This is a genomic window from Pseudomonas sp. CROZ-RG-20F-R04-15, from assembly GCF_022662375.1.
GTDB lineage: Bacteria > Pseudomonadota > Gammaproteobacteria > Pseudomonadales > Pseudomonadaceae > Aquipseudomonas.
Genome location: NZ_JAKNQL010000005.1, coordinates 314,082 through 339,119, shown reverse-complemented (window position 1 = coordinate 339,119; position 25,038 = coordinate 314,082). Strand labels below are relative to the sequence as shown.

Annotated in this window: 25 protein-coding genes; 10 read left to right on the top strand and 15 right to left on the bottom strand. The window is 59.3% G+C overall.

The window, feature by feature from the left end:
* Positions 1-90 precede the first annotated feature (90 nt).
* The 6 genes from msrQ to L8H52_RS11090 form a co-directional block, all read right to left on the bottom strand.
* A complete protein-coding gene (msrQ, locus tag L8H52_RS11115; RefSeq protein WP_242207057.1) occupies positions 91-714 on the bottom strand; it encodes a protein-methionine-sulfoxide reductase heme-binding subunit MsrQ in 624 nt (207 codons plus the stop codon).
* Entirely contained in the window at positions 714-1,727 is a 1,014-nt protein-coding gene (msrP, locus tag L8H52_RS11110; protein ID WP_242207056.1) for a protein-methionine-sulfoxide reductase catalytic subunit MsrP, read from the bottom strand. The genes msrQ and msrP overlap by 1 nt, the downstream gene beginning before the upstream one ends.
* A gap of 63 nt (positions 1,728-1,790) precedes the next feature.
* A complete protein-coding gene (gene pssA, locus L8H52_RS11105; protein ID WP_016983477.1) occupies positions 1,791-2,648 on the bottom strand; it encodes a CDP-diacylglycerol--serine O-phosphatidyltransferase in 858 nt (285 codons plus the stop codon).
* Positions 2,649-2,797: 149 nt separating this feature from the next.
* Positions 2,798-3,814, bottom strand: coding sequence for a ketol-acid reductoisomerase (gene ilvC / locus L8H52_RS11100; protein ID WP_003228216.1), 1,017 nt, complete (start codon positions 3,812-3,814; stop codon positions 2,798-2,800).
* 48 nt (positions 3,815-3,862) lie between these two features.
* Positions 3,863-4,354 carry an acetolactate synthase small subunit gene (gene ilvN / locus L8H52_RS11095; protein ID WP_003176102.1) on the bottom strand — a complete coding sequence of 164 codons (492 nt, stop codon included), beginning with the start codon at positions 4,352-4,354 and terminating at the stop codon, positions 3,863-3,865.
* 2 nt (positions 4,355-4,356) lie between these two features.
* A complete protein-coding gene (locus L8H52_RS11090) occupies positions 4,357-6,081 on the bottom strand; it encodes an acetolactate synthase 3 large subunit (RefSeq protein WP_242207055.1) in 1,725 nt (574 codons plus the stop codon).
* A gap of 399 nt (positions 6,082-6,480) precedes the next feature.
* Between L8H52_RS11090 and L8H52_RS11085 the strand changes: the two genes are divergently transcribed.
* Positions 6,481-6,897 (top strand): DUF4124 domain-containing protein, encoded by a 417-nt coding sequence (locus tag L8H52_RS11085; protein ID WP_242207054.1) that lies wholly within the window; start codon positions 6,481-6,483, stop codon positions 6,895-6,897.
* An 18-nt stretch (positions 6,898-6,915) separates the two neighbouring features.
* Here the strand turns inward: L8H52_RS11085 and L8H52_RS11080 are convergent, their stop codons facing one another.
* The 3 genes from L8H52_RS11080 to mrcB are packed head-to-tail and all read right to left on the bottom strand — an operon-like array spanning position 6,916 to position 10,341.
* Complete coding sequence (locus L8H52_RS11080; protein WP_201231345.1) at positions 6,916-7,251, bottom strand: YqcC family protein; 336 nt, start codon at positions 7,249-7,251, stop codon at positions 6,916-6,918.
* A complete protein-coding gene (locus L8H52_RS11075) occupies positions 7,251-8,000 on the bottom strand; it encodes a hypothetical protein (RefSeq protein WP_242207053.1) in 750 nt (249 codons plus the stop codon). Before L8H52_RS11075 ends, L8H52_RS11080 begins: the two co-directional genes overlap by 1 nt.
* A 16-nt stretch (positions 8,001-8,016) precedes the next feature.
* Positions 8,017-10,341 carry a penicillin-binding protein 1B gene (mrcB, locus tag L8H52_RS11070; RefSeq protein ID WP_242207052.1) on the bottom strand — a complete coding sequence of 775 codons (2,325 nt, stop codon included), beginning with the start codon at positions 10,339-10,341 and terminating at the stop codon, positions 8,017-8,019.
* A gap of 118 nt (positions 10,342-10,459) precedes the next feature.
* Here mrcB and L8H52_RS11065 point away from each other — a divergent pair, with 118 nt between their 5' ends.
* From L8H52_RS11065 to L8H52_RS11050, 4 genes are all read left to right on the top strand, one after another.
* Positions 10,460-12,016 carry a bifunctional aminoglycoside phosphotransferase/ATP-binding protein gene (locus L8H52_RS11065; protein WP_242207051.1) on the top strand — a complete coding sequence of 519 codons (1,557 nt, stop codon included), beginning with the start codon at positions 10,460-10,462 and terminating at the stop codon, positions 12,014-12,016.
* A 90-nt stretch (positions 12,017-12,106) separates the two neighbouring features.
* Positions 12,107-12,451 (top strand): pentapeptide repeat-containing protein, encoded by a 345-nt coding sequence (locus L8H52_RS11060; protein ID WP_007909940.1) that lies wholly within the window; start codon positions 12,107-12,109, stop codon positions 12,449-12,451.
* 287 nt (positions 12,452-12,738) lie between these two features.
* Positions 12,739-13,011, top strand: a complete 273-nt coding sequence (locus tag L8H52_RS11055; RefSeq protein WP_003228231.1) for a TfoX/Sxy family protein — start codon at positions 12,739-12,741, stop codon at positions 13,009-13,011.
* A gap of 16 nt (positions 13,012-13,027) precedes the next feature.
* A complete protein-coding gene (locus L8H52_RS11050; RefSeq protein WP_242207065.1) occupies positions 13,028-13,822 on the top strand; it encodes a cyclic nucleotide-binding domain-containing protein in 795 nt (264 codons plus the stop codon).
* A 232-nt stretch (positions 13,823-14,054) separates the two neighbouring features.
* Here the strand turns inward: L8H52_RS11050 and L8H52_RS11045 are convergent, their stop codons facing one another.
* From L8H52_RS11045 to L8H52_RS11030, 4 genes are read right to left on the bottom strand one after another with little or no spacing between them, the layout of a single operon-like run.
* Positions 14,055-14,906, bottom strand: coding sequence for a ChaN family lipoprotein (locus tag L8H52_RS11045; protein WP_242207050.1), 852 nt, complete (start codon positions 14,904-14,906; stop codon positions 14,055-14,057).
* Between the two features lie 21 nt (positions 14,907-14,927).
* Positions 14,928-15,695 (bottom strand): heme ABC transporter ATP-binding protein, encoded by a 768-nt coding sequence (locus tag L8H52_RS11040; RefSeq protein ID WP_242207049.1) that lies wholly within the window; start codon positions 15,693-15,695, stop codon positions 14,928-14,930.
* Positions 15,695-16,678 (bottom strand): iron ABC transporter permease, encoded by a 984-nt coding sequence (locus tag L8H52_RS11035; RefSeq protein ID WP_242207064.1) that lies wholly within the window; start codon positions 16,676-16,678, stop codon positions 15,695-15,697. Before L8H52_RS11035 ends, L8H52_RS11040 begins: the two co-directional genes overlap by 1 nt.
* Before the next feature lie 50 nt (positions 16,679-16,728).
* Positions 16,729-17,601, bottom strand: a complete 873-nt coding sequence (locus L8H52_RS11030) for an ABC transporter substrate-binding protein (protein WP_242207048.1) — start codon at positions 17,599-17,601, stop codon at positions 16,729-16,731.
* 165 nt (positions 17,602-17,766) lie between these two features.
* Here L8H52_RS11030 and L8H52_RS11025 point away from each other — a divergent pair, with 165 nt between their 5' ends.
* Positions 17,767-18,084: a Rieske (2Fe-2S) protein gene (locus tag L8H52_RS11025; RefSeq protein WP_242207047.1), complete on the top strand. Its 318-nt coding sequence runs from the start codon at positions 17,767-17,769 to the stop codon at positions 18,082-18,084.
* Here the strand turns inward: L8H52_RS11025 and sfsA are convergent.
* The gene (gene sfsA / locus L8H52_RS11020; RefSeq protein ID WP_242207046.1) at positions 18,081-18,794 is read right to left on the bottom strand and encodes a DNA/RNA nuclease SfsA; all 714 of its coding nucleotides are present in this window, start codon (positions 18,792-18,794) and stop codon (positions 18,081-18,083) included. The two genes, L8H52_RS11025 and sfsA, sit on opposite strands and share 4 nt — an antisense overlap.
* Positions 18,794-19,966 (bottom strand): pyridoxal phosphate-dependent aminotransferase, encoded by a 1,173-nt coding sequence (locus L8H52_RS11015; protein WP_242207045.1) that lies wholly within the window; start codon positions 19,964-19,966, stop codon positions 18,794-18,796. Before L8H52_RS11015 ends, sfsA begins: the two co-directional genes overlap by 1 nt.
* A 334-nt stretch (positions 19,967-20,300) precedes the next feature.
* Here L8H52_RS11015 and dksA point away from each other — a divergent pair, with 334 nt between their 5' ends.
* The 4 genes from dksA (at position 20,301) to L8H52_RS10995 (ending at position 25,030) form a co-directional block, all read left to right on the top strand.
* On the top strand, positions 20,301-20,744 hold the full coding sequence (gene dksA, locus L8H52_RS11010) for an RNA polymerase-binding protein DksA (protein ID WP_064118688.1): 444 nt from the start codon (positions 20,301-20,303) through the stop codon (positions 20,742-20,744).
* Positions 20,745-20,941: 197 nt separating this feature from the next.
* On the top strand, positions 20,942-21,838 hold the full coding sequence (gene gluQRS / locus L8H52_RS11005) for a tRNA glutamyl-Q(34) synthetase GluQRS (protein WP_242207044.1): 897 nt from the start codon (positions 20,942-20,944) through the stop codon (positions 21,836-21,838).
* A 77-nt stretch (positions 21,839-21,915) separates the two neighbouring features.
* Positions 21,916-22,092: a hypothetical protein gene (locus L8H52_RS11000; RefSeq protein WP_003176118.1), complete on the top strand. Its 177-nt coding sequence runs from the start codon at positions 21,916-21,918 to the stop codon at positions 22,090-22,092.
* A complete protein-coding gene (locus tag L8H52_RS10995) occupies positions 22,076-25,030 on the top strand; it encodes a sensor histidine kinase (RefSeq protein ID WP_242207043.1) in 2,955 nt (984 codons plus the stop codon). Before L8H52_RS11000 ends, L8H52_RS10995 begins: the two co-directional genes overlap by 17 nt.
* Positions 25,031-25,038 lie beyond the last annotated feature (8 nt).

The following is a 25,038-nucleotide window of genomic DNA, read 5'->3' as shown; positions in this document are numbered from 1 at the left end:
CACATAACTCATTGAATCTCAAGGAGTTTTCCGTTTCGACTGCGCCGGAAGTGGGGCGAATTATAGACATCCTGAATCTGCCGTCAACCGTTAATTTCGCTTTTCTTGCAAAACCTGCTTTTTAGCCAGCAAACGCGGGATACGACGCGTCACCGGCGGAATACGCAGCATCAGAAGCACTGCCCCTATAGAGGCATAGACCGCCCATTCCTCAAGATCGGCGCGCACGATCCACAGCATATGCAGCAAACCCAAGCCCAGAATCACGTACGCCAGGCGGTGCAGCTTCTTCCAACGCAGCCCCAAACGACGCTGACTGTAGCGATTGGACGTCACCGCCAATGCCAGCAGTCCAAGAAAACCCAGCGCCCCGACTATTATGTAAGGCCGCTTGCGCAGCTCCACCGCCAGCTGCGACCAATCGAACCCCAGGATAAATGCCATATAGCTACACAGGTGCAACACCACATAGGCAAAACACCAAAGCCCCAACTGCCGGCGAACCGCAATCCACCCCGCCCAACCGGTGAGTTTCTGCAGCGGCGTCATGCTCAGGGTGATCAACAACAACACCAGTGTTCCCAACCCCAGCCGATCGACCAACACTTTGCCGGGGTCCGGCCCGAGCAAATCCCCAAGTGCCTGATACAACCAGAGCATCGGCCAGATCGCCGCCGCAATGAAAACGCCTATACGCCAGAACGGAAATCGCATCAGTAGTTCTTCCGCAGATCGAGCCCTGTATATAAAGAAGCGACTTCATCTGAGTAGCCATTGAACATCTGCGTATCGCGTACGTTCGGCTTGAACAGGCTGTTCGGCAGACGCCGCTCCCGCGCCTGCGTCCAGCGTGGGTGATCAACGGTTGGATTCACATTTGCGTAAAAGCCGTACTCATCTGCCGCGATGCTTTGCCAGGTTGTTTTCGGCTGCTCACTGACCAGACTGATACGCACGATGGATTTAACACTCTTGAAGCCATACTTCCACGGCACCACCAAACGCAGCGGCGCGCCATTCTGATTCGGCAACTCGCGGCCATACATGCCTACCGCCAGAATGGCCAATGGATTCATCGCCTCATCCAGGCGCAAGCCTTCTACATAAGGCCAGTCGATCAAAGCAAACCCAGAGCGTTGCCCCGGCATGGTCTTGGGATCCTGCAAGGTCTCAAAGCGGATGTACTTGGCATTGGCGTTCGGCTCGACTTGTTTAAGCAGCGCCGAGATCGGAAAACCGATCCACGGAATAACCATCGACCACGCTTCTACACAGCGCAGGCGATAGATTCGCTCTTCCAACTGGTACGGTTTCATGAAGTCTTCCAGCGCATATCGCCCTGGCTTACCCACCTCCCCGTCTATCACCACACTCCACGGTTCGGTTTTCAGCGAGCCAGCATTCGCCGCCGGATCACCCTTGTCGGTACCGAACTCATAGAAGTTGTTGTAGTGGGTGGCATCTTTATAAGGTGTGATCGCCTCGTCCTTGACGTTGACTGCCCCCCATTTAGTAGAAGACAGCTTGTCGTTGAACCATGCAGGCGCTTTGCCAGGCTCGACATCGGCGTACCGAGCGGCATCCTCGGCATTGGCCCAGCGCGGCAGGCTACTGACGGCAAGACCGACAGCAGTGGCACCCAACAATTGGCGGCGAGAGAGATAAATGGATTCAGGCGTGACATCCGACTCGTTGCAGTCGGACGCTTTGGGGATTTTGATCAGCATGACAACTCCGCAGCTTTGGAGGACAGATGCACCCATAGACTGCGGAGTATGCGGGAAATTACATCACTCGGCTTTTTTGTGGCGACGAAGATGCAACAGGTACTGCACCGGGCCGGAAGCGGCGTAGGCGAGGAACACCAGCAGCAGAATGCGCGGTGGATCGCTGAAGACCACGGCGAACACCAGCACCACTGCAAGGATCGCCACAAACGGCACGCGTCCTTTCAAGTCCAGCTCCTTAAAGCTGTTGTACTTGATGTTGCTGACCATCAGCATGCCGGCAGCCGCGACCATCAATGCGACCAGGAACGACATCTTCGAACCCTGAATCCCGTAATCGCTGAACGCCCAGACAATCCCCGCCACTACACCGGCCGCTGCCGGGCTGGCCAGACCAATGAAATAACGTTTATCGGCCGTGCCAACCTGCGTGTTGAAACGCGCCAGACGCAACGCCGCGCCCGCTACATAGATGAAGGCGACCATCCAGCCAACCTTGCCCATGTCACCCAGCGCCCAGCCGAAGGCGAGCAACGCCGGTGCGACACCGAACGCGACCATGTCCGACAGCGAGTCGTACTCGGCGCCAAAGGCACTTTGCGTATTGGTCATGCGCGCGACACGACCGTCGAGGCCGTCGAGCACCATGGCGACGAAAATCGCGATCGCGGCGAACGCGAAATACTTGCTCGCATTCGCCGAATCACCGGCACTCAACGCAGCCTGGGCGCTCATGGAGTTGATGATGGAGTAAAACCCTGCGAACAGGTTCGCAGTGGTGAACAGGTTCGGCAGCAGATAGATACCACGATGCCGGACTTTACGACCTTCTGCGTCGTGCCCTTCTTCGATGTGTTCATCGATGGGCAGCAGGCTTTCGGCGTCAGAAGCCTTGTTCGGCTCTTCGGGACGTTCGCTCATGGACATTACCTTGCAACGGTTTGGAGAAATTTCGACAGATGTTCGAGGACGACAGTTCGGCCACAAACGCTGCAGCTTTATACCAGAACCAACGGCTCAAACGAAAAAACGCGGCCGAGGCCGCGTTTTTTCATACAAGGGACGACGACTTAGTTTTTGGCTTTGTCGACGATCTTGTTGGCACCGATCCACGGCATCATGGAGCGCAGTTGCTCGCCGATGATTTCGATACCGTGAGCGGCGTTGTTACGACGCTTGGCGGTCATCGAAGGGTAGCCGGTTGCGCCTTCGCTGATGAACATTTTGGCGTATTCGCCGTCCTGAATACGTTTCAGGGCATTGCGCATGGCCTGACGGGACTCGGCGTTGATCACTTCCGGGCCAGTCACGTACTCGCCGTATTCGGCGTTGTTGGAGATCGAGTAGTTCATGTTGGCGATACCGCCTTCGTACATGAGGTCAACGATCAGCTTCAGTTCGTGCAGGCACTCGAAGTAGGCCATTTCCGGCGCGTAGCCAGCTTCAACCAGGGTTTCGAAACCGGCTTTGACCAATTCAACGGTACCGCCGCACAGTACGGCTTGTTCGCCGAACAGGTCGGTTTCGGTCTCGTCCTTGAAAGTGGTTTCGATGATGCCGGTACGACCGCCACCAACGCCGGCAGCGTAGGACAGTGCAACGTTTTTGGCGTTGCCCGAGGCGTCCTGGTAGATCGCGATCAGGTCAGGGATACCGCCGCCTTTCACGAACTCGGAACGTACGGTGTGGCCCGGGGCTTTCGGCGCGATCATGATCACGTCGAGGTCGGCACGCGGAACAACCTGGTTGTAGTGGATCGCGAAGCCGTGGGAGAAGGCCAGGGTGGCGCCTTTCTTGATGTTCGGCTCGATTTCGTTCTTGTACAGCGAGGACTGGAACTCGTCTGGGGTCAGGATCATGACCAGGTCGGCAGCAGCGACAGCGGAAGCAACGTCAGTCACTTTCAGGCCGTGAGCCTCAGCTTTGGCAACAGTGGCCGAACCTTTACGCAGACCAACGGTAACGTCGACACCGGAATCTTTCAGGTTGCACGCTTGGGCATGGCCCTGGGAACCGTAACCGATGATGGCAACTTTCTTGCCCTGGATGATCGACAGGTCGCAGTCTTTATCGTAGAAAACTTTCATGAATTTCCCCTTTATATCCAGGCCGTTCAGGCCATTCGCTAATTTGGTTTAGATGCTGAGTACTTTGTCGCCGCGGGCAATGCCGGTCACGCCGCTACGGACGGTTTCCAGAATCGATGCGGTGCCGATGGACTGAATGAAGCTGTCGAGCTTGTCGCTGGTACCGGTCAATTGAACGGTATACACGCTGGCACTGACATCGACGATCTGTCCACGGTAAATATCGGTGGTGCGTTTGATCTCGGCGCGCTGGGCACCAGTGGCCTTGACCTTGACCAACATCAGTTCGCGCTCGATGTGAGCACTTTCCGACAGATCCACCAGCTTGACCACTTCGATCAGCTTGTTCAGGTTTTTGGTGATCTGCTCGATGACTTCATCGTGGCCAACGGTGGTCAGCGTCAGACGCGACAGGGTCGGGTCTTCGGTAGGTGCCACGGTCAGGCTTTCGATGTTGTAGTTGCGCTGCGAGAACAGGCCGACTACGCGAGACAAAGCGCCGGGTTCGTTTTCCAGAAGCAAGGAAATAATGTGCCGCATGATTAAGTACGCTCCGTCTTGCTCAGCCACATATCGCGCATGGAGCCGTCTTTGATCTGCATCGGATAGACGTGCTCGCTGGTGTCGACCGAAACGTCGATGATCACCAGACGATCCTTCATCGCGAACGCTTCTGCCATCTTCGACTTCAGATCTTTCGATTCGGTGATGCGTACGCCGACGTGGCCGTAGGCTTCAGCCAGCTTGACGAAGTCAGGCAGCGATTCCATGTAGGAGTGCGAGTGACGGCTGCCGTAGCTCATGTCCTGCCACTGACGAACCATCCCCAGAACGCCGTTGTTGAGGATGACGATTTTTACTGGCAAGCCATATTGCAGGCAGGTCGACAGTTCCTGGATGTTCATCTGGATACTGCCTTCACCGGTGACGCAGGCAACATCGTCATCCGGGAAGCTCAACTTGATGCCCATGGCCGCCGGGAAACCGAAGCCCATGGTGCCCAGACCGCCGGAGTTGATCCAGCGATTCGGCTTGTTGAACGTGTAGTACTGCGCCGCGAACATCTGGTGCTGGCCCACGTCGGAAGTGATGAAGGCTTCACCCTTGGTCACTTCGCAGAGGGTTTCGATCACGGTCTGCGGCTTGATCAGGCTGCCGTCGCCCTTTTCGTAAGGGAACAGACCGCGATCACCGCGCCATTCATCAACCTGCTTCCACCAGCTGGCCACGGACTCCTTGTTCGGGGTCTCGCCGATTTCCTTGAGGATCGCGACCATTTCGGTCAGGACGCTCTCAACCGGACCAACGATAGGCACGTCGGCCTTGATGGTCTTGGAAATCGATGCCGGGTCGATGTCGATGTGAATGATCTTGGCGTTCGGGCAGAACTTCGCCGGGCCGTTGATCACGCGATCGTCGAAACGCGCGCCGACAGCGAGGATCACGTCAGCGTGGTGCATCGCCAGGTTGGCGGTGTAGCTGCCGTGCATGCCGAGCATGCCGATGAACTGACGATCAGTGCCGGGGAAACCGCCCAGGCCCATCAAAGTGTTGGTCACGGGCAGGTTAAGCATTTTTGCCAGTTCGGTCAGCGGTGCGGAACCGTTGCCGAGAATCACGCCGCCACCGGAATAGAGCACTGGGCGCTTGGCCGCCAGAAGCATTTCTGCTGCCTTGCGGATTTGCCCGGAGTGACCGCGAACGGCCGGGCTGTAGGAACGCAGCTTGGCTTTCTTCGGGAAGATGTATTCGAACTTCTCGGCCGGGTTGGTCATGTCTTTCGGGATATCGACCACGACCGGGCCCGGACGACCGGATTGCGCCAGGTAGAAGGCCTTCTTCATGACTTCCGGGATTTCCGAAGCGTGCTTGATCATGAAGCTGTGCTTCACGATCGGCCGGGAGATACCGATCATGTCGGTTTCCTGGAACGCGTCGGTGCCGACCATGGTGCTTGGCACCTGACCGGAAATGATCACCATTGGAATCGAATCCATATAGGCCGTGGCGATACCGGTGATGGCGTTTGTGGCGCCTGGACCGGAAGTCACCAATACCACGCCGGCTTTACCGGTGGCACGGGCGTAGCCATCAGCCATATGGGTTGCCGCTTGTTCGTGACGAACCAGGATGTGATTCACTTCCGGTTCTTTGAACAGGGCATCGTAAACATGCAGGAGAGCACCACCCGGGTACCCGTAGATATATTTGACGCCTTCGTCACGCAAAAAGCGGACGAGCATCTCACCGCCAGATAAAAGCTCCACGTTGTTCACCTCTAAAACGCCAGAATACCGTCCACAAAAAAGGGGCGGGTCTTAATAGGTTTACTTCTCGGCAGAGCATGAGCGACGGTGGTCGCCGACTACGTCAGCACTGACTGAGCAAGTATTGGGATCGTCCCAAGTGTTGCGGGCCTTTCCCACCCAGCGCGAGGTAACGCGTTGCGGGTGTAACAGGTCGGCGCGGATGTGCGCCTCATGATCTACCGAGTGGGTCTGCTTCTGGCAGTCCCTCTACAGCGGACTTTGGATTCTTCTGTTTCGCCCTCTCCAAGTCAAGTCGTCTGTGTGGTTAATTGTGGGTAAGCACATGAGAACGCAAGAAAAAACCTGAAAACCGCTACTCTGTTAGTGTCAATTGCGCAATTTTGCCAAGGAATCAGCATGCGAACGCTCCTCCTTACTCTGCTGATCGGCCTCAGCCCATGGTGCATGGCCGCTCAAATCTACAAATGGGTCGATGTTCAAGGGGTCACCCATTTCGATGCGCAGCCGCCACCGGGTCAGCCGTCGACGACTTTGCAGACGCCCTCCTCGACGCCGCCGAAACCGGCGGCAATGCCGGGCAGCGGTGTATTGGGCGATCAGAAGGCGATTGATGACAAGGTGAAGAAACAGGTCGCCGACCAACAGGCACAGCTCAAGCAGTTTTGCGAGCAGGCACGGACGAACCTGGCCCAATTGCAGAACAATCCGCGCTTGAGGGAGGAAGTGGAGGGGCAATTGCGCCGGCTGGACGATGCACAGCGGCATGAGCGCATTGTCGAGGCGCAGAAACAGATAAGTGAAAACTGCCAGTAGCGACTGGCAGTTTCCAATTCAACGCGAGGCAGTGATCAGCAGGTCAAACTCTTTGAGCAGCACCTGAAGCTGACGGTCCTTGCCCTGCAGGTTGCGCTGGGCGAAGACCATTTCGGCCATTTCCTGAATACCCGAGGCATTCGGCAATGGCAGATCCTGTTCGAGGATCATCTTCATCCGTGGCAGGAAGATCCATTGCAGCCACTGCTCGAAGTCCAGTGTATCGACCGAGAATGGCTCGACACTGCTCAGCGCTTCGGCCGACGGCGAAACCTCATCCCACCAGCCCTGCGTGCGCAGCTCACGCTCGATCAGCAACAGCTGATCGGCGATTTTCGGGAAACGGGCATCCATCACAGCGAAACCTTAGCCTTCTGACGGGCCTGAGCGGCGCCGGCGGAATCGCCTTGTTTCTCACGGGACTGAGCAATGATTTCCCACAGGTTGGCTTGCAGGTCAGGGCGACCGTTGGCCATGGTCAGCGCACGACGGGCGAACTGCTCGGCTTGCGGTGCATCGCCTTGAGCCATACGCACCTGCGCCAGACGATAAAGCACTTGCGGCTCACGTGGAGCGACGCGCTGAGCACGCTCCAGGCTGGACGAAGCGCCATTGAGGTCGCCACCGGCCTGCTGCTGTTGCGCAGTGGTCAGCAAGGCAAGCACCGGACCGTCCAGTTGTTCGTCGGCCGACAGGCCGCCACCACTACTGGCGGAAGGAATCCCGCTCGGGGTCGATGGCATGCTGTAGCTGCCGGAATTGATCGGCGCGGAGTCAGCCGGCGAAGGATTGTACGGCCCTGCCGTGATACCGCCGGATGCCGGTCCCGGCACAATTGGCGAAGAGCTGATCGGTGCAGAGGTTGTTGCACCACCACCCGGTACCATCACCACCACGCCAGTATCACCTTGCGGAATCGCCTGAGTCTGGCCCTGCGCAGGACGCTTGACCGTTGTTTGACGGAAACCGCCATTGGCCGAGATGCGTTCGCTGTTGGACACCGCGGTACCGGAGTCAACCACCGGAATCGAACCACGCTGTACGGTAGAGCAGCCGCTGAGCAAAGCCACGGCGGTCACCGCTGGAATCAACCACTTGTTCACTTGAAACCCTCTTTGCTTAATTCATCCAGCCCTTGACCCAATCCATCACCGATTCGCCGGAAGCAGGCGTTTCGCCCGCACACGCGGCGCCGGGTGGCGGTTCGCTGCCGCGAATATACGGCATCTGCACCGCGCCTGGGCAGTTGGCATCGGAGCCCTGTCCGGTCCGCGAATCGACCCACGCCTGCACGACGTTGTCCGGCTGCGGCATGTCCAGCGGCAGCGGATCGGCCTTGCGCATGAAACTGGTCCAAACCTGCAGCGCACCGGTGGCACCGGTGAACGGTGTCTTGCCGTTATCGTCGCGCCCCAGCCAGACCACCGCCAGCAGATCCTGACTGAAACCAGCGAACCAGCTGTCGCGGGAATCGTTACTGGTACCGGTCTTGCCGGCCAGCGTCAGAGTCTTGGGCAGCACGTTATAAACCGAGCTGCCGGTACCTTCGCGCATCACGCGCTGCATGGCGTTCTGGATCAGATAAATGGACGCTGGATCGAAACGCTGCTCGATCTGGAACGGATAACGTTTGAGCGGCTCGCCCTCGGCGGTCAGCACGCTGCGAATCCCGCGCATTGGCGTGTTGAAACCACCGTTGGCCAGCGTCTGGTACATGGTCGCGACTTCGATCGGGGTCATGCCGCCAGCACCCAGCAACATCGAAGGGAACGCCGGGAACTCACGCGTTACGCCCAGACGACCGAGTGTTTTCAGCACATTCGGCACACCGACTTCCAGACCCAGACGCGAGGTCGACAGGTTGTAGGAATGCGCCAGGCCCTGATAGAGGAACACGGTGCCGTGCGAGCGGCGGTCATAGTTCTGCGGTTTCCACACCTGACCGTTCGCGCCTTTGACCGACAACGGGTCGTCCGACAGCCAACTGGTCAGGGTGTACTGACTCGGTTTCTCGAGCGCGGTCAGATAAACCGCCGGCTTGATCAACGAACCGATCGGCCGCACCGCATCCAGTGCGCGGTTGAACCCGGCATAACTGGCCTGACGGCTGCCGATCATTGCCTGGACTTCGCCGGTTTCCGGGTTGGTCACGACCATCGCCGCTTCCACGTCATCGGAGCCCTTGCGCCCGGCCAGACGTTTGAAAGTGTCGTTGACCGAGGCCTCGGCTTTCATCTGCAGGATCGGGTCGAAACTGGTGAAGATGCGCAGGCCTTCTTCGGTCAAGTCTTCGTCGCGGTAGTCTTCACGCAACTGACGTTTGACCAGATCGATAAAGCCCGGGAACGAGCTGTCGGCGAGCTTGCCGCGAGTGGTCACGCCCAGCGGCATTTTCTTCGCCGCTTCGACCTGCTCGGCAGTCGCCACGCCTTGCTGCTCAAGCACGTCGAGCACCAGGTTACGCCGCTCCAGCGCGCGCTCGGGATTACGACGCGGGTTGTAGTAGGACGGGCCTTTGACCATGCCGACCAGCAACGCCACCTGATGCAGTTTCAGCTCGGACAATGGCTGACCGAAGAAGAACTGGCTGGCCAGACCGAAACCGTGCACCGCACGCTGACCGTCCTGGCCGACGAAGACTTCGTTGAGGTAAGCCTCAAGGATTTCTTTCTTGTCGTAATGCAGTTCCAGCAGCATCGCCATCATTGCTTCGGTGAGCTTGCGGGTCAGGCTGCGTTCGTTGGTCAGGTAGAAGTTTTTCACCAACTGCTGGGTCAGCGTACTGCCGCCCTGGGTCATCTTGCCGCCAGAGGTGTTAACCCAGACTGCGCGGGCAATCGACTTCGGCGAGACGCCCCAGTGGCTGTAAAAATCACGGTCTTCGACAGCGACCAGAGTTTCGAGCAGATACGGCGGCACCTGATCGAGTTTGATCAGAATGCGGTCTTCGAGATTTTTCGGATAAATGCCGCCAATCATCAGCGGTTCGAGGCGCACCACGGAGAGTTTCGAACCGTTGGTCGCCGACAGCTCGGCCACGTAATCGCCAGAGAAACGCACGCGCACCGGCTGCGGTTTCTCCAGACCTTCGTAAAACTGGAAGCCACGGGTATTCAGATCGACTGTGTTGCCGCTGACGGCTGCAGCACCGGGGCCATTGCTCACGGCTTCGCGGCGATAGCCGAGGGCATCGAGTTCGGTGAGGAAATCGTCCTTGCTGAGCTTTTGTCCGACGAACAGCTCAAGCGGCCGCGCGTAAACCTTGGCCGGGATGGTCCAGCGCTTGCCGGAGAACTTCTCCTGCACCACGGCATCGAGGTAAACGGCGAAGCCGGCCAGCACCACAAGGCCGACCAGACTGAGTTTAATGGCCCAGCTCAACCACGGGCTCAGGCCCTTGGAGGGTGGTTTTTTCTTGGTACGGGGAGATCGAGTTCGAGTCATGGCGGCGGATTATACGCACTTTATTCATCCTCAACAGGAGCGCTCCGAGGTTTGCGTCAGGCTGGCGAGCGGCCATAATGGCGACCTCGAATTTCCCCCAGTCTCTGAAGGATCGCCCGTGAGCCAGTCACTGATCGCTGCCCTGCAAAACCCGGCCCTCTACCCGCACCCTGTCGAAGGGTTTCAGGTCATCGAAACCCATATCTCGTGGGTGATCCTTACCGGTCCCTTCGCTTATAAAGTGAAGAAGCCGGTGAATTTCGGCTTCCTCGACTTCACCGGCCTCGAGTCGCGCGCGCATTTCTGCGCTGAAGAGCTGCGTCTGAACCAGCGCCTGACCGATGATCTGTATCTGGAAGTGTTGCCGGTGACCGGCAGCATTGAAGCGCCGCAACTGGGTGGCGACGGCGTAGCGATCGAATACGTGCTGAAAATGCGCCAGTTCCCGCAGACCGGTTTGCTCAGCACCTTGCAAGCCAATGGCGAGCTGACTACCCAGCACATCGATGAGATGGCCGAGCAGATTGCCCGTTTCCACCTCGCCGCGCCAAAAGTCCCGGCTGAACACGACGCTGGCACTCCGGACAGCGTGATGGCGCCGGTGTCGCAAAACTTCGAGCAGATCCTGCCGTTCCTCAGCGACAAAAACGATTTGCTGCAACTCGACGCATTGAAAGCCTGGGCCGAAAGCAGCTTCGAGCGTCTAAAGCCGTTGTTCGCCCAACGCAAGGTCGAAGGCTTTACCCGTGAATGCCACGGCGATATCCACCTGGGGAACGCCACGGTCATCGATGGCAAAGTGGTGATTTTCGACTGCATCGAGTTCAACGAGCCGTTCCGCTTCACTGACGTCTGGGCTGACACCGGTTTCCTCGCGATGGACCTGGAAGACCGTGGCCTGAAATCCCTGGCGCGCCGTTTCATCAGCCAGTACCTGGAGCTGACCGGCGACTATCAAGGCCTGGAAGTGCTGAACTTCTATAAAGCCTACCGCGCCCTGGTTCGCGCCAAGGTTGCACTGTTCAGCATGCCGGCGGACGCGACCCCGGTGCAGCGCGCCACCACCCTGCGCCAGTACCGCAACTACGCCAACCTGGCGGAAAGCTACAGCACCATTCCTTCGCGCTTCATGGCGATCACCCACGGCGTTTCCGCTGTCGGCAAAAGCCACGTGGCCATGCGTCTGGTCGAAGCGCTGGGCGCGATTCGTCTGCGGTCGGACGTAGAACGCAAGCGTCTGTTCGGCGAGCAAACCGTCGCCAACGACGTGCAGGCCGGCATTTACAGTGCCGACGCCAGCACCGCGACCTACGCGCGCCTGCATGAAATCGCTGAAGTGATCCTGCACGCTGGTTTCCCGGTGGTGATCGATGCCACCTACCTCAAGCGCGAGCAGCGCGACAACGCGGCGAAGATCGCCGAGGCCACCGGTACGCCATTCCTGATCCTCGACTGCAACGCGCCGCAAGCGGTGATCGAGAGCTGGCTGGCGATTCGTCAGGCGGACAAACAGGATCCGTCCGACGCCACACTGGCCGTGATCGAAGCGCAGCAGGCCAATCGTGAAGCGCTGACGCCGGAAGAAATCCTGCGCAGCAAACGCGTGCAGACCAATGAGTCCGGCACCCTGGACACCGTGGTCGCGCAGATCCGTCAGCGCCTGCCCGGCCTGTAAGAAACTATTTCGGCCGTGAAGCCCTCGCTTGCTTCACGGCCGTCAAATAGTGGCACTATACTGGCGTCATAAAACCAACGGTGATATGACATGAGCCAGCCGAAACTTCTCGACACCCCGCTGTATGCCTTGCTGCACAAAGACGACATCACAGGTTTCAACAAAGAGCGTCCACAGGATGGCCCGATCGATATGGTCGGTGGCGATTTCCGTGGTCTCGATCTGCGTGAACTGAATGCCGATGGCGTGGATTTCCGCGACGCGTACTTCCGATCCGCCGATCTTCGCGGTATCGATTTCCGCAACGCCTCGCTTGAAGGCGCAAGCCTGGCCCACGCGCAGATTTCCGGGGCGTACTTCCCGCCGGAGCTGAGCGCTGACGAGATTCTGATGTCGATGAATTTCGGTACGCGGTTGCGTTATCGCACTCGCTGATCGCCTCATTATTCTCTGACACAACGCCCGCTGGGTGGGAGCGAGCCTGCTCGCGAAGACGGAGTGTCAGTCACCCTGATCGTGAAAGTCAGAACGCTTTCGCGAGCAGGCTCGCTCCCACATTTATTTTTGTGTTTATCCCGCCTTTCTGCGTTCGCAGGCCGTTCAAGCGCCCTTTCTTAGAAGCATTTGCGTCGAATCCGACCAAACAACCACGCTTTTCCTACTGATGGCTACACTCCTGAGAAGCTCGCCCACGCACCATTCGGCCGTCGCAAGGAGGCTTGATGAATGATGAACTGCAACACCTGAAGAATCTTGGCAAGACGTCGGCGCAATGGCTGCATGCCGTGGGCATCCATAGCGCCTCCGACTTGCGTCGCCTGGGCGCGGTGGACGCCTACCGGGCTGTGCGTACCCGCGGGTTTCGCGCATCGAAGGTGTTGTTGTATGCGATCGAAGGCGCGTTGATGGATGTGCACTGGAACGACATCCCCGCCGAACGCAAGGACGCCCTGAACAAGCAGCTCGAAGCCATTTCCTCGCGCCACAAAAACTGAACGGGCATTGACCGTCATGTATTTATTGGGGGAACAATCGGCTTGGGCCGATGCACTGATCAATCGCCTGCAGAGTTTGCCTGCGCAGTGGCTGCAGGGTTTGGCGCCGTGCGGCGCGGAACTGCAGCTGGACGCGCCGGATGATTTGCTCGCGCAGTTACCCGGCGATCAATTGTTTCTGCTGACGGAAGGCGTGATCACCGGCAGCATCGCTGCCCGGCCGCTGTTTTATTGGCAGGACGGCGATTTGATCGGCCTGCAGCGTGGCGATGACTGGGGCGATTGCCGCTTGTGCAGCGACGGGCCATTGCGCCTGATGCCCTATCGACGCGTTGCGGTGTTCGAGCATTTGTATGCCGACGGCCGCCGGGCAGAGCAGTTTCTTGCGTACCTGCTGGGGCAAATGGCAATGCTCGCCCATGCCGTGGCGGAGCTGAAACCTCGCGAGTTTCGCAGCACCAATGGTTTTAAGCGGGTTGAGGCCGGGACGGTTCTGATCAACCAGGGTGACGCCGCCGATCATGTGTTCGTGATCATCGACGGGCATGCCGAAGCGTTTGTCGATGGCCACAAGGTCGGCGAAGTGCCCAAGGACGAAATATTCGGCGCGATGGCGGTATTCACGCATGAGCCGCGCAATGCCACGGTCATTGCCCGGGAGCCAAGCACTGTGATGCTGATTCCCGGTGAGCAATTCTTGAGCATGACCCGCACCAATCCGAAGATCGCACACAGCCTCATCGAGAGCATGGCGCGACGGATCGGCCAACTGAACAAGCAGGTCAGCCAATTGAGTGCAACCAAAAGCTGACGCCACGTCCTTTGTTTCCGGGCCATTACGGCCATTTCCAAGACTAAATCAAAGAAATGAGAAAACAGTTGTTGACGCGCTAATGAGAATCGCTATGATTATCACAACTGATCGCGAGATCAGTCGATATTCTGAAAAGCCCTTGGTTCGGACTCTCAGATTATCTCCTCATCAGGCTAATCACGGTTATTTGACCCGGTTTTTACCGGGTCTTTTTTTGCCTGTGGAAAAGTCATTTGCCGAACTGTTTACGCATCTGTTCGCAGTAGTCCTGTTTTGGTGTTGCAGGCGTATACCAAACGTAATCGGCCATCGCGGCGGTCACTTCGCCGCCCTGCTCTGCCAGCATCAGCACTGTCGGTGACTCAATGGCGCCCAAATCCACAACGTGAAGCGGCACGCCGACGTCCTTGCGTGCATGCCACGCGCCGGCCAACAACAGAGCCGGTTTCGGTGCAGCCAGCAAGCGTTCTGCCATCCGCCGATCACGCTGTTGCTGAACGGCGAGCATCGCCGGCATCTGTGATTCGGGCAGTAAACCGCAGTGAGACTCAGCGATCTGTTCCAGCAGCGTTTCTTTCACCGATGGCGCGTTACTGTGCGCACCGTTCAGAAGCGGAGGATGGCGATAAAAGGCCCGGATTTCGCTGTTTTCAAGATTGGCCGCCAGCAGCGGATAAGTTTGCGTTAGGGCGAAACGAATGATCGGACCATAAAGATTCCAGTCCCAGCCCTCCTGCCAGGCCAGCGTTTCAGGAAGACCGGACGGCGGCGATGCCGCCTGGCGAACGGCATCAACTTTTGGCTGCTGGTCCGGCGTCAGCATTTCCAGCAACAGACTGCCTTGCGGGCGTTGTTCGCCAAGTGCGCGCAACAGCCATAACTGCGCGACATGATGATCGGCATTATCATGCTGCTCGCCAATGATCAGCCGCTCCGGCGCAGCAAGACGCACCAACAGTTGCTGCGCCGTCAGCACCTGACCGCTACGCAGATCGCGAATCTCGCCATTGATCGGCGGTGGCGCAATCCCATGCTGACACCCCGCAAGCCACACCACCGCCAACAGCCACAAGCCACGCATGCAATCACCTCGATGATTCAATCACCGGGCGATGATCAGCGGATGCCCACGCTCCGGGTGCGGCTGCACCAAGACTTCGAGACCGAACACGGCTTTCAGCGAGTCCGGCCGCAGCACCTGCTCCGGCGTATCCAGAGCCACCGGACGCCCGCCTTCAAGCAGCAGAATGCGATCACAATAACGCGCCGCCAGATTCAGATCATGCAGGATGACCAAAACCGCTGCGCCATGATCAGCGAACTCGCGCACCGCTTGCAACGTCGTGTGTTGATGCAGTGGATCAAGCATCGACGTTGGCTCATCGAGCAGCAACGTCTGCCCGGCCTGGCCCGGCCACAATTGCGCCAGTACTCGCGCCAGATGCACACGCTGCCGTTCGCCACCGGACAGCGCCAGATAACTGCGTCCGCTCAGATGCCCGGCATCCGCTGCAGCCAAAGCCGCCGCGATGATTTCGTCATCGCGCACCCGACCGCTTTGATAAGGCAAGCGCCCCATACCGACCACTTCCTCGACGCGAAAGGCAAAATCCAGCGTCGACACTTGCGGCAACACCGCCAATCGTTGCGCACGCTGCGGGCCAGTCCAGTGACTCAATGCCTGCCCGTCGAGCGAAACCTCGCCCGCACTCGCCGCCAATTCACCGCACAAGGCGCCCAGCAAGGTACTTTTACCAGCGCCGTTCGGCCCGAGCACTCCGAGCACTTCACCTGGTTCCAGTTGCAGCGTGACATCGCTGAGCACTGCCTTGCGGCCACGCTGGATGTGCAGATTTTGCGCGCGCAACATCAGGCACGTCCTCGCAGCAGCAGATAAAGGAAGAACGGCGCACCGATAAACGCGGTGACGATACCGATCGGCAGCTCCGCCGGCGCCAGCGCCAACCGAGCGACCAGATCAGCCAACAGCAACAGGCTCGCCCCGGCCAGCACCGATGCCGGTAGCAAGACTTTGTGATCCGGGCCCGCCAGCAAGCGCACCAGATGCGGCACCACCAAACCGACGAAACCGATCATGCCCGCCGCCGCCACCGCCGCGCCGACGCCCAGCGCCGTACAAAACACCAACTCGCGTTTGAGCTTTTCGACATCGATACCCAAATGCCCGGCTTCCGATTCGCCCAGCAACAGAGCATTCAACGCCTTGGCCCGACGCGGTAGCCACAACGCCACGCCGGCGCTGATGATCAGCAGTGGCCACAACCGCGCGTAACTGGCGCCATTGAGGCTGCCGAGGTTCCAGAAGGTCAGCGTGCGCAGGGTCGCGTCATCCGCCAGATAAGTGAACAGACCTACTGCCGAACCCGCCAGCGCTGTCAGCGCAATGCCTGCCAGCAACATGGTTGCGACGTTGGTCTGACCGTTGCGTCGACCCAGTCGATAGACCAGCGCTGTTACGCCGAGCCCGCCGAGAAACGCACAGACCGACAACAGATACGGCCCGAACCACTCCGGCAAACCACCAAAAAACGAACCACCGACAATCGCAATCGCCGCCCCAAGCGCCGCGCCGCTGGAAACGCCAACCAACCCCGGATCCGCCAGCGGATTGCGAAACAATCCCTGCATTGCCACGCCCGACAAGGCTAGCACGCCACCGACCGCCAACCCGAGCAAGGTTCGCGGCAGACGAATCTGCCCGAGAATCAGCTCAGCCTGCTCCAGCCCCTCCGGCGCCAGCGGCACGCCGAGCATGCGCAACGCTGCGCGCAACGTATCGAACAGCGGCAGGCTCACCGGCCCCAGCGCCAACGACAGCCAGATCGCCAGCAGACAGAGAAGCGTCAGGCCAATGAACAAGCCACGGGGTTTGACCAATGTGGTCATTGGCCGCTCTTGGCCGGGTAGAAACCGTCAGACAGGGTTTTCAGCGCTGCCGGCAGACGCGGTCCGAGCCCACCGACCAGCAGCGTCGGATCCAGCTCCAACACACGGCCGGTTTTGGCCGCGCGACTTGAATTGAGAATCGGGTTCTCCTTGAACAGCGCCGCTTTCGCCGCGTCACCGGTCAACGCACGGTCGGCGAATACCAGCACTTCAGGATCGAGGCTGGCGAGGGATTCCACGGAAAACGGTTTGTAACCGGTATGCGTCGCCAGGTTATGCCCGCCCGCCTGTTGCAGCAGCCAGTCGGCGGCAGTGTCTTTACCGGCGATCAACGGTTTGCCACCGGCATGACCGAGCAATAGCAGCACGCCCGGCGCTTTCTGCCTGGACTGCGCGTCAGCAACCCGCACTTTCTGCGCGTCGAGTTGCTGTTGATAACTTTCCAGCAGTTGCCTGGCCTGGGTTTCAGCGCCGAGCAATTGACCGAGACGGGTAACGTTTTTCTCAACTGTCGGCAAATCGGGCTGAGCCGAGAACAATGCCACCTGCACCTTGGCCGCTTTTACTTGCGACAGTACCGGTGGCGGGCCCATTTCTTCGGTGCCGATAAGGACATCCGGGCGCAGACTGAGAATGCCCTCGGCGGAAAGGCTGCGCTGATAGCCGATGCTCGGCAGCGCCTTCAACGACTCCGGATGCTGACTGGTGGTATCAACGCCGACCAGCTTCGACTCGCCGCCCAACGCACTGACCCATTCAGACAGTGCACCGCCGGCGCTGACCCAACGTTGCGGCAAATCGGCCGCTGCAGCCTGATGGCTGACGAACAGTCCGGCACACAGCACAACAACGCGGGTACTCAGGCGCATACACAGCTTCCTTGAAAGAAGTTTTCCCGGGCATCGACAGGACAGGCCAAGTATCCTCGACATCTGCCAGCCGCCCTGCGGGCGAAGGCCGCCATTTGATAATTGTTTGCATTTAAACGTCAAGCTCGGACATATCCGGACACGAGCAGACACTAGAGGATAGCCATGAAGTTTCTCTGCGCTGGCGCCGATCTGGGCGAAGCGAAAAGCCGTGGGTTCGAGATCGACGGTAACAAGCTGTTCGCCGTACGTCGCAGCGGCCAGGTCTACATCTACCTCAATCGCTGCCCGCACCGCGGCGTCGGGCTGGAATGGCAACCCGACCAGTTTCTCGACCCGAGCAACAGCCTGATCCAGTGCGCCACCCACGGCGCACTGTTTCTGATCGAGGACGGTGAATGCGTGGCTGGACCGTGCGCGGGGCAATCACTCACCGCTATCAATTGCCGGGAAGATGCGCAAGGACTGTGGATCGATGTTTAGCCGTTAAGCAGCACATCGAGACGCCGGTCGATGACCATCTCTTCATGGTCCAGTCGCACGCCATACGCCAACACCTCAACACCGCAGGCCACTGCTTCGAGAAGCGCATCGGCATAAGCCGAATCGATTTCCTTCGCCGGCCGCACCGCTTCAATCCCGGTCAGATTGACGCAATACAACTGCACCGCGCGAATCCCGTCCCGCGCCAGATGCGCCAATTCCCGCAGATGCTTGGCGCCACGCTGGGTCACGGCATCGGGAAACGCCGCTACTACCGTTCCGTCGAAGCCCAGGGTGACGCTTTTCACTTCCACGTACGCCGGGCCGCTGGGGTATTCGAGGCGAAAATCGATACGGCTCTTTTCCTGCCCGTAGGCCACTTCGCGCTTCAACGCGGTAAAGCCGTTCAACTCAGTGATAACGCCAGCCTGCAACGCCTCTTCAACCAGACCGTTAGCCCGTGCGGTATTCACGCAAAACAAGCGGCCCTGCGGGGTTTCACCAATTTCCCAGGTTCCCGGCAATTTGCGTTTCGGGTCATTGGAGCGGCTGAACCAGACCTGCCCGCCTTCGACCTGACAATTGAGCATCGAGCCGGTGTTCGGGCAGTGAATGGTCAGCAACTCGCCGCTAACGGTTTCGATATCGGCGAGAAAACGCTTGTAACGCCGGATCAGGCGCGCCTCTTCCAGAGGAGGATAAAAGCGCATCAGCCTTGCCAGCTCTTCAAGCCACGCGCGATGCGCTCCACCGCTTCCTGTAAGCGCGGGAGGTTTTGCGTGTAGGCAAAACGCACATGGTGACTGGCCTGATAGCGACCGAAGTCCAGTCCGGGCGTGAACGCGACATGTTCGGTTTCGAGGAAATGACGGCAGAACGCGAAGGCATCGCCGCCGAACTGGCTGATATCGGCGTACAAATAGAACGCGCCCTCAGGCTCCACGGCGATGTTGAAACCCAACTCGCGCAGTGCTGGCAGCAGGAAGTCGCAACGACGGCCGAACTCCGCACGGCGCTCTTCCAGAATCGCGATAGTGTCCGGCTCGAAACACGCCAACGCCGCGTATTGGGCCATGCTCGGCGCGCTGATGTAGAGATTCTGCGCCAGCTTCTCCAGCTCGCTGACCGCTGCCTCCGGTGCCACCAGCCAGCCCAGGCGCCAACCGGTCATGCCGAAATACTTGGAAAAGCTGTTCAACACAAACGCACTGTCATCGACTTCCAGCACGCTGGCAGCATCGGTGCCGTACGTCAGGCCGTGATAGATCTCGTCCACCACCAGATGGCCGTGTCTGGCTTTGATGGCTGTGGATAAACCGGCCAGTTCATCGCGAGTCAGAATCGTGCCGGTCGGGTTGGCCGGCGAGGCGACCAGTGCACCGACGCTGTCGTGATCCCAATGACGCTCGACCAGATCCGGGGTCAGTTGGTAGCGCACGTCCGGGCCAACTGGCACCAGCTGCGCTACGCCTTCGACCAAACGCAGGAAGTGCCGGTTGCACGGGTAACCCGGGTCCGCCAGCAACCAGTGTTTGCCCGGATCGACCAGCAACGCACTGGCCAGCAACAGCGCACCGGAGCCACCCGGGGTGATCAGAATCCGTCGCGGATCGATGTTCAAACCATAACGCGATTGATAAAACCCGGAAATCGCTTCGCGCAGCTCGGGAATGCCGCGCGCGGCGGTGTAACGGGTCTTGCCTGCCGTCAGCGCCGCTTGCCCTGCACGAATGATCGGCTCGGCGGTGGTGAAGTCCGGTTCGCCGATTTCCAGATGGATCACGTCGTGACCTTCAGCCTGCAATTCATTGGCCCGCGCCAGCAGCGCCATCACATGGAACGGTTCGATCGCACGACTGCGCGCACTGTAGGACTGAGCCATTGGTTTTCCTTCGGCAGGGAAAAAGAGACGATTCTACCCATCTGCCGGAACGAGCGAGAACCCGTAGCGGTCACAGCCTCAAGAACGCTGGACTGTAACGATATGAGCGTACGCTCCAGGATTGACTAAAATCAGTGATTGAACAGGTCTTCAACACCGCCAGACACGGCTTGCCAAACATTTGCAAGCGCCACCCGCCGGGGCCTCGACATCCGGGAGTAGCGCAGGCCGAATTGATCTGGTAAGTTCGCCCGCTTGCAGCCGCAGGGCCGGCAGGTGTCGGTGATGGAGCAATCCTGCGCAATGGATTACAAGAGTAGAGGCGGTCCATTTCATGCCCACCCAAGCAAAGCAACAGCAGCAAACGACGATCAGCGGCTTCGAACCTTACGTTCCGAAGGCCGGTGAAGAGTACATGGGCGCACCGATGCGCGCGCACTTCACCAAGATCCTGAACAAGTGGAAACAGGACTTGATGCAGGAAGTCGACCGTACTGTTGATCACATGAAAGACGAAGCGGCCAACTTCCCTGACCCGGCCGACCGTGCCAGTCAGGAAGAAGAATTCGCCCTCGAGCTGCGCGCCCGCGACCGCGAGCGCAAGTTGATCAAGAAGATCGACAAGACGCTGGAGCTGATTCAGGACGAAGAATACGGCTGGTGCGAGTCCTGCGGCATCGAGATCGGCGTCAAGCGCCTCGAAGCCCGTCCGACTGCGGATCTGTGCATCGATTGCAAGACCCTGGCGGAAATAAAGGAAAAGCAGGTCGGCAAGTAATCTCGACCTGAACGAAAAACGGAGCGTGCTAACGCTCCGTTTTTGTTTCTGCCTTTTGCCTTTTGCCTTTGTGGGAGCGAGCTTGCTCGCGAAGGCGCCGGATCAGACAATTTAATGCTGAATGACACACCGCTTTCGCGAGCAAGCTCGCTCCCACAGGTGTTGTGTACACGCGCTGAAAAAGTACTATCGCATTAATGACAGCCAAGACATCCCCCGCCTACATCGGCCGCTTCGCCCCAACCCCCAGTGGCCATTTGCACTTCGGTTCGCTGGTCGCCGCCCTCGCCTCTTACCTCGACGCCCGTTCGGTCGGCGGTCGCTGGCTGGTGCGCATGGAAGATCTCGATCCGCCGCGTGAAGAGCCCGGCGCGCAAACGGCGATTCTCAAGGCACTGGAAAGCTACGGCTTCGAATGGGACGGCGAGATGGTGCGCCAGAGCGATCGGCATGAGGCTTACGCCGACGTGCTCAACAGCCTGTTCAATCACGGTCTGGCCTATGCCTGCACCTGCTCGCGCAAACAGCTCGAACCTTACGACGGCATTTATCCTGGCCTGTGCCGCAATCTCGGCCACGACCAGCAAGACGCCGCCATCCGCCTGCGCGTGCCAGAACTGGAATACCACTTCATCGACCGCGTCCAGGGCGAATACCGCCAGCATTTGGGTCGTGAAGTCGGCGATTTCGTGATCCGTCGCCGCGATGGCCTCTACGCCTACCAATTGGCCGTGGTACTCGACGATGCCTGGCAAGGCATCACCGACATCGTCCGTGGCGCCGACCTGCTCGATTCGACCCCGCGTCAGTTGTATCTGCAAGAACTGCTGGGCCTGCGCCAGCCACGCTACCTGCACTTGCCGCTGATCACCCAGCCGGACGGCAACAAGCTCGGCAAGTCCTACCGCTCGCCGCCGCTTGAAGCGGATCAAGCCACGCCATTGCTGCTGCGAGCCCTGCGCGCCTTGGGGCAAAATCCCGGCGCCGAACTGGCCCACGCCTCGCCGCTAGAGTTACTCAAGTGGGGCTGCGCGCACTGGGATGCCAGCAAGATCCCGCGCACACTGACCCTGCCCGAAGCGCAACTGCTATGACGACACTTGCAGTCGCGCGCCCATCCGTTACCATCGCCGCACGTTTTCGGGCACGCGCATAAAAAAGAGAGGCCGGGATGTACATCTATCGCTTGGTCCTGCTTTTAGTCGTGGGGATCTACCTGTTTTCCCCCGCCATCATGGATTGGTGGATCGACGCTACGGGCGCCTGGTATCGCCCCTATCTGCTCTGGCTGATCCTGATTGTCGTGACCTTCATCCTGCAGAGCCAAAAAGATGCCGATGAGCTTTAGCCTGACCCAGATGATCCTGATCAGCGCCGCGTACCTGGCGGTGCTGTTCGGCGTTGCCTGGATCAGCGAACGGGGCATGATCCCGCGCGCGATCATTCGCCACCCGTTGACCTACACCTTGTCGCTGGGGGTTTACGCCAGTGCGTGGGCGTTCTACGGCACGGTGGGGCTTGCCTATCAGTATGGTTACGGTTTTCTTTCCAGTTACCTTGGTGTGTCCGGCGCGTTCCTGCTGGCGCCGGTGCTGCTCTATCCGATCCTGAAAATCACCCGCACCTACCAACTGTCGTCATTGGCCGATCTGTTCGCGTTCCGCTTTCGCAGCACCTGGGCGGGCGCGCTGACCACGATTTTCATGCTGATCGGCGTGCTGCCCTTGCTGGCGTTGCAGATTCAGGCAGTGGCCGACTCCATCGGCATTCTCACCGGCGAACCGATCCAGAGCCGCGTGGCTTTGGCGTTCTGTGCGCTGATCATTCTGTTCACGATTTTCTTCGGTTCCCGACATATCGCCACGCGTGAAAAGCACGAAGGGCTGGTATTCGCGATTGCCTTTGAGTCGGTGATCAAACTGGTCGCCCTCGGCGGCGTTGGTCTGTATGCGCTGTACGGCGTGTTCGACGGCCCGCAACAGCTTGAGATTTGGCTGCTGCAAAACCAGACCGCCCTCGCCGCGCTGCACACGCCGTTGCAGGAAGGCCCGTGGCGCACGCTGCTGCTGGTGTTTTTCGCCTCGGCGATCGTGATGCCGCACATGTACCACATGACCTTTACCGAAAACCTCAACCCGCGCTCGCTGGTCAGCGCAAGTTGGGGTTTGCCGCTGTTCCTGCTGCTGATGAGTCTGGCAGTGCCGCTGATTCTCTGGGCCGGCCTGAAACTCGGCGCCACGACCAACCCGGAATATTTCACCCTCGGCATCGGCATCGCCGCCAACAGCAAACCGCTGGCGTTGCTCGCCTATGTCGGCGGTCTGTCAGCGGCTAGCGGTCTGATCATCGTCACCACCCTGGCGCTGTCGGGCATGGCCCTGAACCACTTGGTTTTGCCGCTCTATCAGCCGCCGGCCGAAGGCAATATCTACCGCTGGCTGAAATGGACCCGTCGGGCGCTGATCGTCGCGATCATCATGGCCGGTTTCGGTTTCTACCTGATGCTCGGCGCCGAGCAGGATCTGGCCAACCTCGGCATCGTCGCGTTTGTCGCGACCCTGCAATTCCTGCCCGGTGTGTTGTCGGTACTGTACTGGCCGACCGCCAACCGTCGCGGCTTTATTGCCGGTCTGCTGGCGGGGATTCTGGTCTGGGTGGTGACGATGCTGTTGCCGCTGGTCGGTAATCTGCAGGGCTTCTACATTCCGCTGTTGAACATGATTTATGTGCTCGACGACACCAGTTGGCACATGGCGGCCATCGCCTCGCTCGCCGCTAACGTGCTGATGTTCACCTTGATCTCGCTGTTCACCAACGCCAGCCCCGAAGAAGCCAGCGCCGCCGAAGCCTGTGCGGTGGATAACGTCCGTCGCCCGCAACGGCGCGAACTGCACGCCGCTTCGCCACAGGAGTTCGCCACACAACTGGCCAAACCGTTGGGCGCCAAGGCAGCGCAGAAAGAAGTCGAGCAAGCGCTGCGTGACCTTTATCTGCCCTTCGACGAGCGCCGTCCTTATGCCCTGCGCCGTTTGCGTGACCGCATTGAAGCCAACCTCTCCGGCCTGATGGGTCCCAGCGTGGCGCAAGACATGGTCGAAACCTTCCTGCCGTACAAGGCTGGCGGCGAAAACTATGTCACCGAAGACATTCACTTCATCGAAAGCCGCCTCGAGGATTACCACTCACGCCTCACAGGTTTAGCGGCCGAACTCGATGCCCTGCGCCGCTACCACCGCCAGACCCTGCAGGAACTGCCAATGGGCGTCTGCTCGCTGGCCAAGGATCAAGAGATCCTGATGTGGAACAAGGCCATGGAAGAACTCACCGGAATTGCCGCGCAACGCGTGGTCGGTTCGCGCTTGAGCACCATTGGCGAGCCGTGGAAAGAATTGCTGCAGGGTTTCATCAACCTGCCGGACGAGCATTTGCACAAACAGCATCTGGCCCTCGACGGTCAGACTCGCTGGCTGAACCTGCACAAAGCAGCGATCGATGAGCCGTTGGCGCCGGGTAACAGTGGTCTGGTGTTACTGGTCGAGGACTTGACCGAAACACAGATGCTCGAAGACAAACTGGTGCACTCCGAGCGCCTGGCTAGCATTGGTCGCCTCGCGGCGGGTGTCGCCCACGAAATCGGCAACCCGGTCACAGGCATCGCCTGTCTGGCGCAAAACCTGCGCGAAGAGCGCGAAGAAGACGACGAACTGACGGAAATCAGCGGGCAGATTCTCGAACAGACCAAACGCATATCGCGCATCGTCCAGTCGTTGATGAGTTTCGCCCACGCCGGCAGCCATCAGCACAGTGACGAGCCCGTCTGCCTGGCGGAAGTCGCGCAGGATGCCATCGGCCTGCTGGCGCTGAACCGACGCAATTTCGAAGTGCAGTTCTACAACCTCTGCGATCCCGATCACTGGGTCGAAGGCGACCCGCAGCGGCTCGCCCAGGTCTTGATCAATCTGCTATCCAACGCCCGCGACGCCTCGCCGCCGCACAGTGCGGTACGGGTCAAGAGCGAAGCCGGCGAACACACGGTCGACCTGATCGTCGAGGACGAAGGCAGCGGTATTCCGAAGAACATCATGGACCGATTGTTCGAACCCTTCTTCACCACCAAGGATCCTGGCGAAGGCACCGGTCTGGGCCTTGCACTGGTCTATTCCATCGTTGAAGAGCATTATGGACAAATCACCATCGACAGCCCGGCTGATGTACAAAGCCAACGCGGCACCCGTATCCGGGTGACCTTACCGCGTCATGTCGAAGCGACGTCCGCTGTGAACTGAGACCGTCG

Excerpts from the sequence above, each read along its gene's own strand:
- msrQ (WP_242207057.1), bottom strand. The coding sequence starts at position 714 with ATGCGATTTCCGTTCTGGCGTATAGGCGTTTTCATTGCGGCGGCGATC.
- msrP (WP_242207056.1), bottom strand. The coding sequence starts at position 1,727 with ATGCTGATCAAAATCCCCAAAGCGTCCGACTGCAACGAGTCGGATGTC.
- pssA (WP_016983477.1), bottom strand. The coding sequence starts at position 2,648 with ATGAGCGAACGTCCCGAAGAGCCGAACAAGGCTTCTGACGCCGAAAGC.
- ilvC (WP_003228216.1), bottom strand. The coding sequence starts at position 3,814 with ATGAAAGTTTTCTACGATAAAGACTGCGACCTGTCGATCATCCAGGGC.
- ilvN (WP_003176102.1), bottom strand. The coding sequence starts at position 4,354 with ATGCGGCACATTATTTCCTTGCTTCTGGAAAACGAACCCGGCGCTTTG.
- L8H52_RS11085 (WP_242207054.1), top strand. The coding sequence starts at position 6,481 with ATGCGAACGCTCCTCCTTACTCTGCTGATCGGCCTCAGCCCATGGTGC.
- L8H52_RS11080 (WP_201231345.1), bottom strand. The coding sequence starts at position 7,251 with ATGGATGCCCGTTTCCCGAAAATCGCCGATCAGCTGTTGCTGATCGAG.
- mrcB (WP_242207052.1), bottom strand. The coding sequence starts at position 10,341 with ATGACTCGAACTCGATCTCCCCGTACCAAGAAAAAACCACCCTCCAAG.
- L8H52_RS11060 (WP_007909940.1), top strand. The coding sequence starts at position 12,107 with ATGAGCCAGCCGAAACTTCTCGACACCCCGCTGTATGCCTTGCTGCAC.
- L8H52_RS11055 (WP_003228231.1), top strand. The coding sequence starts at position 12,739 with ATGAATGATGAACTGCAACACCTGAAGAATCTTGGCAAGACGTCGGCG.
- L8H52_RS11050 (WP_242207065.1), top strand. The coding sequence starts at position 13,028 with ATGTATTTATTGGGGGAACAATCGGCTTGGGCCGATGCACTGATCAAT.
- L8H52_RS11045 (WP_242207050.1), bottom strand. The coding sequence starts at position 14,906 with ATGCGTGGCTTGTGGCTGTTGGCGGTGGTGTGGCTTGCGGGGTGTCAG.
- L8H52_RS11040 (WP_242207049.1), bottom strand. The coding sequence starts at position 15,695 with ATGTTGCGCGCGCAAAATCTGCACATCCAGCGTGGCCGCAAGGCAGTG.
- L8H52_RS11030 (WP_242207048.1), bottom strand. The coding sequence starts at position 17,601 with ATGCGCCTGAGTACCCGCGTTGTTGTGCTGTGTGCCGGACTGTTCGTC.
- L8H52_RS11025 (WP_242207047.1), top strand. The coding sequence starts at position 17,767 with ATGAAGTTTCTCTGCGCTGGCGCCGATCTGGGCGAAGCGAAAAGCCGT.
- sfsA (WP_242207046.1), bottom strand. The coding sequence starts at position 18,794 with ATGCGCTTTTATCCTCCTCTGGAAGAGGCGCGCCTGATCCGGCGTTAC.
- L8H52_RS11015 (WP_242207045.1), bottom strand. The coding sequence starts at position 19,966 with ATGGCTCAGTCCTACAGTGCGCGCAGTCGTGCGATCGAACCGTTCCAT.
- dksA (WP_064118688.1), top strand. The coding sequence starts at position 20,301 with ATGCCCACCCAAGCAAAGCAACAGCAGCAAACGACGATCAGCGGCTTC.
- gluQRS (WP_242207044.1), top strand. The coding sequence starts at position 20,942 with ATGACAGCCAAGACATCCCCCGCCTACATCGGCCGCTTCGCCCCAACC.
- L8H52_RS11000 (WP_003176118.1), top strand. The coding sequence starts at position 21,916 with ATGTACATCTATCGCTTGGTCCTGCTTTTAGTCGTGGGGATCTACCTG.
- L8H52_RS10995 (WP_242207043.1), top strand. The coding sequence starts at position 22,076 with ATGCCGATGAGCTTTAGCCTGACCCAGATGATCCTGATCAGCGCCGCG.